Below are 8,764 nucleotides of genomic sequence, written 5' to 3' on the forward strand. Positions count from 1 at the left end.
TCAATACTTTGTTCTTCATCTTTTCCCTTCAACCATCGCAATCTCTTCAGGGGTGAGGTCGTAGAGTTTATAAACAAGCCTGTCTATCTCCTTTTCAAGCTCTTTTACTTTTGCCTGTTTGATTGGATTGTGTAAATAGTCTTCGTCCTTAGTGATGGCGAGGATTTGATCAGCAAGTTCAGTAAAAGGGTTTTGTTGTATCGGTTCCTCTATAATTAGCTTTGGAATTGGGATCTGTGTTATGTAATAATTTATGAAATCCATCGTTCGAATAGCACGATTATAGATTAGATTGTAAGCATACCAATTACAGAATGTAGATTGAAAATACGCTAGTATAAATTTCTTATACAATTTTGTATCAGTAACTTTTACCTCTACACATGTATCATGTATAAGCCTATTCTTGTCATCGTAAAACATTGTTATGATTATATGTGGAAATGGATTCTGCACATGAGCAACTATTTTTTGTGCCACAATTTTATCACCTGAATATTGTGAAAGGTATTTTTTCGCTATACTACCTTTTAGATATCGTTCCTGTCTTAGACCATACTTGATGATATCAATCCCTTTGACACACGGGTAATTGCCGTCAGGATTTAATGTCAGATTGCCGGTAATGTTAGAAATACCAATTTCACCGTGGATGTACTTAGAAGTGTCTAAAATAGAGTTAGAAAATACCTTTTTTAGCAGGTCTTTGTATAATCCTCTATAAATCTGTGCATTACGCAGATCTTCTGTAAATATTTCTTCTAAGAGAAAGTTTCCAAAGATGCGTATTTGATTATTCTCTTGATCAAGGGCTCCTATAGTAATAGCTTTATTTAACTTAGAACTTTTCATCAAAGAGAACGACGTTTGCTCAAGCAATACGTTCTTAAATGCTTTGCTATCATCCACAAGATATAATAGTTTATTGGATATCCACAGTTTTCTAATATTAATCCATGATTCTCCATATAATGATTTTTTGGGGATGATAAATGTTTGGATGCCGTTTAGATTAACCATATTGTTGTAACCTATCAATATAAACAATTCGGCAATGTCTCCAGATGGAAATTTTATATTCCTTTCTTTTCGGAAATATTTCTTTTTTTCCACTGACAGAACATTTCTAAATCCATACGGTGGATTGGCGATAACGATATCAAATCCGCCTTTTTCGTTAAATACCTCTGCGAAGTAGATATCCCACAGGAAAAAATCTTTTGGCTTCTTGCCTTCTGTATATGCAATAAGCTCCTTTTCTACCTGCTCAAGGTCAAAGCCTAACTTCTTTGAGAGACTTTGCTTTTCACTGGCAATGTATTCAGCACGTTGTTTTTCATTAGCCAGGCTTTCTGCCTTTTCTTGAATAGCCTTTAACTGTGGGAAATGCTCTCTCAATTTCTCTTCAAAGATCTGAATGAGCAGACCTTCAATCTTTTCACGTAAGCCATCTTTAGCTTCTTTGTTTGGCTCGTTTTGAAATTGGTTTTTAACCTCTTCAAATTGGCTAATAAGCCGGTTATATCTATTTTCAAATCCTATGGTTGCTTGCCCGGTTTTGGTCTCTTTAGTTGTAAGTTTATCAAAATCAATACCTGCAAATGAAGCAATCAAGCTATTTCCTTGCATGAGTTTAAAGTCCAGATTGGGTAATGGTTCTATGCCATAGTTTGGTTTGTCCGGGTCTATTTTTTCATCAACAAGAAGAGATATAAAAAATCGTAGCTTTGCGATCTCAACAGCAATCTGCTGGATATCTACACCATAGATACATTTCTCTATAAGGTACAGCTTCCTACCGTAATCTGCATTCTTGTCACGAAATTGCTTTTCTATCTGTTCTATGAGCTTGTTTTGTACAACAGGATCCTTTATATTTTGCTTTACAGCGTCTATCTGTCTTTGTTTCCATAAGGTATTATTGGGATCAAGTTTGGAAAGGAGCAAAACAAGCTTATTAAGTATACTCATAGGAAAAGCGCCTGAACCAACAGCAGGGTCAACAACACGCAGCTGTTCTATGAGTGCAATTAGCTTATTTGTTGTTGCTTCATCACAGGGGTTTTCAGAATGATCACGAGAGAAAAGTTGTGATAATTTTGTCTCTATCTCATCTGATAGGTGTGCTTTGAAATATTGTATAAGGCTTTGTGTAACCATGTAGTCAACAATAGGGCGAGGCGTGTAATAGCTGCCTGTTGCCTTTCTCGCTGTTGTCGCTGTTTCAGGGTTGTATGACGCAAGTAGATTTTCAAAGACTATACCCAGAAGTTCAGGATCAAGTGCAACCTCTGCATCATCAGGCTCGTTTTCATCTATTGTAAAGTTATATGAGGAAAGGATGTCTAACAGTCCAAGCACTTTGTAGGATTTGTTGTTAGTGCCGAATTCTTTGTTGAGGTCAATCTTTTTTTCATCTGAGAAAAATAAAAAATTAGGCACATTCGGTTGATATTTTTCTACATCCGTAAAACCGTCTATATAAACCCTGTCCTGCTTTGTCTTTGATTTGTAATCAAGGCATTCAAATAAGCCACCATTGAGAAACGGGATTTTTGCAAAGTATTGTTCCATAGCCTCGGGATGCTTGAATAACTTTTGATAGCGATACACATTATGGTTGCCATAATCCGGATTGTAACCTTTGTAGCCTCTTGTTTCATTGCGGAATTTGCGTTCCTCCTGCCTGGTGTTTAGCGTTGCAAAGAAAAGATTTTGTAATATGGCTTTGTAATAAGTAGATTCATTTGCAGAAACATCCGCAAGTATCTCTTTTATCTCTTCCTTATCAAATAAAGCATCGGGTACAAGCCCTCTAACCTTCATAAACCAGATAAAGATGATACGGGTTATAAGCCTGATTATAGCAATATTCCTACCGTTATCTAATTTTTCTGCATCCTCTGGAAAGCGTGCATGTTTAATAGCCCAGAAATACCAGTTTGCAATGGATGTATAAAATTCCTTTGTAACCTTCTCTACAGAAAAGGCTTGTTTGATTGCTTCTATGGAAGAGAAATCACCTTCACCTATCTGCTTTAAAAAAGTTTTATTTGTAAATGACGGGCTTACGAAGTAGGTGAATCTTTTGAAGCTGCTCCACTGCCTTTGTTGTCCGGTATATTCCGGATAGATGAGTGAAAATCTAAAATTGCTATTGTTGTCATAGAATATAAATATTCCTGCATTTGAGTTTGTCTCTCTTAAAATCCTTTTGCCTTTTTCATACTGGGCTTTTTTACCAGAACGCTCCGTAAGGGCTTTTGTTACACGGAAGGCATAAGTACTGAGTTTGTTAACATTATCAAAGGGGATTTCTCCAATAAAAAGAGCATCTGTGAAGTTGTCATCGTTGTAGTGTGGAACCTGTTCTGTGAATGGTCTGAATCTGAAACGGTTTTTTGAATGGAAGAAATCAATAAAACGTTCTGGAGAAAAGTTCTGGATTATCTCTTTTAAGGTATCTTTGTTCATCTACAATTCATTTTCGTCGATTTCTGCCATCTTCATTATTGCTTTAAGTAATCCGATTTTTAAATCTTTGTTGCCATGTACCGGAACGCTTAGCCTCTCTTTTCTGCCGGACTTCATATACACATGATGACTACCTTTTATATTTTTTAGCTCCCAGCCTTTCTTCTCCAATATCTTGCATAATTCCTTCCCTGTTATGCTTTTCATACTGCAATTTCAAGTACCTTGTCTTCTGGCTTTAACTCGATCTCTTTTGTATCAACTGAGAGGCATGCATCAATTGCCTCGTATATGTTTTGCAGTAATTCATCCCAGGTATCTCCCTGTGTAAAGCAACCTAATATAGCCGGCACTTCTGCCCAGTACCCGCCTTCTTCAGCTTTATGGATAACTATTTTGAGTTTCATTTTTTGATACCTCCTTTCAATATAAAATATAGCATCTTTTGTGTTCTTTACATAGACCTGTTTTCTATAGCAATGATGATTTCCTTTGTTAGTTCTTTTAGCCTGTCCTTTCCCTTGTAAAGATAGTCTTCGCCAAGCTCCTTTTTAAGCGTTTCTATCTCCTGCACTGTATTGTCCATTTCCTTAATATTGAGCTTGATGATACGGCGTAGTGTATAATCAGGAAGATTCCCGTAATCAATGATGTCTTCGAGAAGCATTCTCATGAAATCTTTATGAGGAATCAATGCATCATAGCCGGTAGCGTTAAGAAGTGTATTTAATGTGTTCATTGCCTTTTGTTCAAGGCTTTGCTCTTTCAAATTGCTTTTTGTTTGTTTACGGAAACTTTTGATTCCTTCATAATGCTCCCAAAACTTCTCGCTTAATGGCAGGGCTGGATCAGCTTCTTCGGCTATAATCTTATCATAAATATCCTCAAAAGAAACAATAGATGGAGCAGATAATGGATCAATCATAGCGTAGCTTTTATGGTGGATAAATAATCTTCCCTTTCTAATAATAACGAAAAGTTCATCCTCCTTACCCTTTTTTGCTACCTTTATCCTCGGTGGATAATCCTTAAACGATGCTACAAGCTGAGGGTGATCTTTCTTAATCTTCTCATAATCATTAAGGATTCTTGTATAAAAACTTTCTTGCTCCATATCTTCTGGATTTTGTAATATCTTACGATACAATCCGGAAGGGCTCGGTATCTCATCTATATCAAAGATCTTTGCATCCTCACCAAGTGCATTGTGGATCAAAAACATCTTATTCATTGCGATCTCATGTGATTGCACCAGATCTGCTCCCTTTTCAGTAGGGAAAAAATTCACAATATACAGACTTTCAAATACCTTTTTGCTGATACGATTGATCCTGCCAACTCTTTGAATTACACGTACAGGATTCCATGGGATATCATAGTTTATAACCATGCCTGCCCTATTCAAATTAAAGCCCTCGGAAAGCTTATCTGTCGTAAGAAGTATGTCATAAGAATCATCCTGTTCAGGATAAGCAGCGTCGAAATTTCTATAAATATTTTTAACATCGCTTGCTGTGAGATGCCCGGCTATAACAAGAACCCTATCATTAAACGCTTCTATGAGTATAGGGCTTAAATACTCTACTGTATCCTTATACTCCGAAAATATGACAACCTTCTTTTTAGGTTCACCTATTTTTCTGGTCGCATTAAGAATATCGCTGACATTCTTGATAAGGCACTCGGCCTTTGGGTCATTACCAATGGCAACAAGCTTGAGGTTGTCGATCTGTTTCAGAATCTCATCAAACAGAGCCATATCGGCATCAATATCATTGAGAAAACCTTGTTTGTTTTTGAAGTTATCTATCTCATAGATCTTATGGTTCTTTGGATACTGCCCCTTTTTTATCTGATCTGCATAGTTTTTTAAAGCTTCTTCTATTGATTCCTCATCCTTATCATAGATCTTTTCAACCAGTGCACGGTCAAGGATGTATTTGCCTTTTTTGTTTATAAACTCTTGAACTATACCTGTAATATCTTTAAAGTTAATCAAACTCTCCTTGAATGCACCGAATGAGCTTTCAAACCGCTTAACAAGAAGCCTTCTCATAAAATCATACAGGTTAGATTGCTGTTGATATTGTCGATTCTCATCCTCTGTAAGATGATGACCATCAAATAAATTCTGCGCTTTACCTGTTTCATAGATAAATGGTTTGTAGATAGCGCCTTTGAACCTGCCTCCCTCATCCGGCATTGCAAAGTATTGCTTTATGATAGTATCATAAAATAGTGACTGTTCTTTTGTAAGTTCAAATAACCATTCCCGAGGATCTTCAACTCTGGAGAGTTCCTTTACTTCATCATGATAAGAGGGGTTTTTCTGAAGGTCGAGTCGGTTTCGTCTGATCGTTACAGGCTCTATGGTTTCTTTTATCTGCTTTGCAAGATAATGTGCTCGCTGTCTTACAGCCTTTAAATCTATCTCTCCTTCCCCAAAAATGGACTTATAAAGACTTAATGCCCTATTACGCTTCTTTGGGTCTGATGGTGTATAATACCTCCTTATGTATGCAAGTTTATCGAAGGTTATCCTGAATATATCAAACTGAGCTTCAAGGTCATCACTCAGGGTGATCGAAGAGCGTTTCGGTGTAATAAATAACTTGAGCAAGGAAAATATGTCCGAAGGTCGGTTGTTAAACGGTGTCGCTGTAAGCAGTATAACTATCTTTCCTCTACAGATATTTTTAAGATACTCATAATCCTGTGTATCCTGATTCCTGAACCTGTGCGCCTCATCAATAATCACAACCTCAATATCCTTCGTCTTAGATACAATATTCATGACTGTTTCAAGATCACCGGATGAATATGCATCCCATCCAAGATTTGTCAGATGAAAGTCCTCAAGATACCGTTTCCAACCTGATGTTTTCCCTTTATCTCCGATAATCCCGGGCGGGGCAATTACAATACCCCTTTTCTTTAATTCAAAGGCGACTGCGCTGGCTATAACTGTTTTACCAAGCCCTACAACATCCGCAATGATAACTCCGTTGTTCTGTTCTATGATAGATAGTGACTGGCTAATTGCATCAAGTTGATACTGATAGGTCTTGTATCCATTTTCCCTTAATACCTCAATAATCCTCTGTCCAATACCTTTACCCTGAAACATATCAAGATAAGTCTTTAAAACATACGCATAAGCTTCAAAAGGTACGATCTCTTTTATAAGCGTATCCTTCTCAAGGAGACTGATAAGCCTTGTTTTCGTGGAATCGTGTTCTGTAACCGGAACAGCTTTGTCCCACAATGCGTCAAAATATGCTTCTGCATCTTCAACCCCGTAGTCGCTGATTTCTACGTTAAACTCCTGCTGTTCCTTGAGACCAGAGCTTGTCAAATTACTGCTTCCCGTAATAAAAAGCCTGTTCCTCCCAATCTGTTCAGAGGTAAGCTTAAAGATATAAAGCTTCGCGTGATTTGGCTCGTAGGTCTTTTTAATTACCAGCCTTCCATTAATGATAAGCTCAAGAAAAAATCGTACCTGTTCATAAAATGATTTATTGTCAAATGATTCAGTATTGATGGAATTCTTTATGGATTTAAAAAATTGTTCAACCTTCTCATCATCTGATAAATGCTTCGATCCTTCACCATGTTCAATAAGACCGTAATTTGTTCTATCCACATTCAGGCCTACGAGGATCTTTATATTTACCTGAGGATTATTTTTCAGCCCATCATAAAGTTCCTTGAGTCCTGAAAAATAAAAAAAACCTACAAGAAATTTCAGATCTTCAGCCTTTTCTATCAGTTCGATCAAGCGATTATTTAAATGCTGCGCCCCGCTATTGGTTATAAAATTCTTCATAATGTTATTTTAACAATCGCTGATTCCTTTCAAACCGCTCTATGAGCCCGGATCCTTCTTGGGGAAATGTATCATCCATAAAATCCTCATACCAAAATCTTAAGGAACTTTCTATAAATATCTTTTCTGACTCGAGCACCAAGAGAAAATGTCATCAGTATCCCCTGTCATAGAAACAGGAGAGCATTCATGAACACCTCATATTGGCATCCATATACAATTTTTCAGATACACATAGAGTCTGAATTTTAAAGCATACACTTATATACTTTCATTGCCATTTTCTTTACTTTCCTCATAGAAGTTGTATAAAAGCTCATTGAGGAAGAAGAGCATATGCCAAAGGTAGCGGGTGTAGCAGTTTTGGGACAGATAAAATTCATTAAAAAGAATTATAAAGATGTCTTAAACAAGGTGATCGATGCCTTACCAGCAGAATCTGCAAAGTATATGCAAGAGCATATATTGGTGACAGAATGGTATCCCTACAAACTGTACACAGATCTGTTAAGAGCTCTTGATAAGGTTATTGGCAAAGGGGATCTGTCTACCTGTATAGAACAGGGCAGGCTTTCTGCAAAACATGACCTTTCAACAGTTTTTAAGGGTTTTATGAATTTCAGTAACACGCAGAGTATGTTAGCAAGGGTTATGGTTGCCTGGAGTAGTTATTATGATACAGGGAGAGCAGAGATTCCTCAATTCACAGATAAAGATGCAACTTATTTTATAAAGGATTTTCCTGATGTAGATATAGCGCACGTTAAGAATCGGGAATGTACAGGGATGGGTTGAACAGTTTCTTGTAATAACGGGTAAATTTAAGAACGTAAAATCGGAGATAGTAAAATGTCAGTGTTATGGGGATCCAGTAACAGAGATACATTTTACGTTTAATGTATAGATTGATGAACTGACCATTTGTTATTTATCAATAGTTATAGTACCGATAGTAAAATACCGGAATCAAAAGGAGGGAAAAATGGCAGCAAAGAAAAAAGCAAAATCAAAGAGGAAGCCGAACCCGGCATTCATGAAGCCAATGAACATCAGCGAGAAGCTGGCAGTCATAGTGGGCAGCAAGCCTATTCCAAGGACAGAGGTTGTTAAGAAGCTATGGACTTACATCAAGAAGAACGGGCTGCAAGATAAGAAGAACAAGAGAAACATCAATGCAGATGACAGCCTCAAAGCTGTATTCGGAGGCAAGAGTACAGTCACTATGTTCGAGATGACAAAGCTGGTGAGCAAGCATCTGAGCTGATTCATTCATCATCGTATTTTTATCACTCCACTAACAGCAGCAGGGATTTCCTGCTGCTTAATCTTTGGGCTCTTATCCCAAAAGTGATCATGGGACTGATAGAACAAAAAGAAAGAGTGTTCGACACTGCGAAGGGAAACACATCCGGACTGCCTGCAATGCTTCCGTGGTACTCTGCGTGGACTGCTTCTCTCTCGCTA

General features: G+C 37.4%; 6 protein-coding genes. 2 read left to right on the forward strand and 4 right to left on the reverse strand.

Annotated elements, in window-relative coordinates:
* Positions 1–15 precede the first annotated feature (15 nt).
* The 4 genes from M1381_11505 to M1381_11520 are packed head-to-tail and all read right to left on the reverse strand — an operon-like array spanning position 16 to position 7,300.
* Complete coding sequence (locus M1381_11505; GenBank protein MCL4479697.1) at positions 16–3,474, reverse strand: hypothetical protein; 3,459 nt, start codon at positions 3,472–3,474, stop codon at positions 16–18.
* Positions 3,475–3,681 (reverse strand): type II toxin-antitoxin system HicA family toxin, encoded by a 207-nt coding sequence (locus M1381_11510; protein MCL4479698.1) that lies wholly within the window; start codon positions 3,679–3,681, stop codon positions 3,475–3,477.
* Positions 3,678–3,881 carry a type II toxin-antitoxin system HicB family antitoxin gene (locus tag M1381_11515; protein ID MCL4479699.1) on the reverse strand — a complete coding sequence of 68 codons (204 nt, stop codon included), beginning with the start codon at positions 3,879–3,881 and terminating at the stop codon, positions 3,678–3,680. Before M1381_11515 ends, M1381_11510 begins: the two co-directional genes overlap by 4 nt.
* 47 nt (positions 3,882–3,928) lie before the next feature.
* Positions 3,929–7,300 carry a phospholipase D-like domain-containing protein gene (locus M1381_11520; GenBank protein ID MCL4479700.1) on the reverse strand — a complete coding sequence of 1,124 codons (3,372 nt, stop codon included), beginning with the start codon at positions 7,298–7,300 and terminating at the stop codon, positions 3,929–3,931.
* 336 nt (positions 7,301–7,636) lie between these two features.
* Between M1381_11520 and M1381_11525 the strand changes: the two genes are divergently transcribed.
* Positions 7,637–8,095: a hypothetical protein gene (locus tag M1381_11525; protein ID MCL4479701.1), complete on the forward strand. Its 459-nt coding sequence runs from the start codon at positions 7,637–7,639 to the stop codon at positions 8,093–8,095.
* Between the two features lie 187 nt (positions 8,096–8,282).
* On the forward strand, positions 8,283–8,564 hold the full coding sequence (locus M1381_11530) for an SWIB/MDM2 domain-containing protein (GenBank protein ID MCL4479702.1): 282 nt from the start codon (positions 8,283–8,285) through the stop codon (positions 8,562–8,564).
* The last annotated feature ends 200 nt before the right edge of the window (positions 8,565–8,764 follow it).

The sequence above is a fragment of the Deltaproteobacteria bacterium genome, assembly GCA_023382265.1.
Classification (GTDB): Bacteria; JAMCPX01; JAMCPX01; order JAMCPX01; family JAMCPX01; genus JAMCPX01.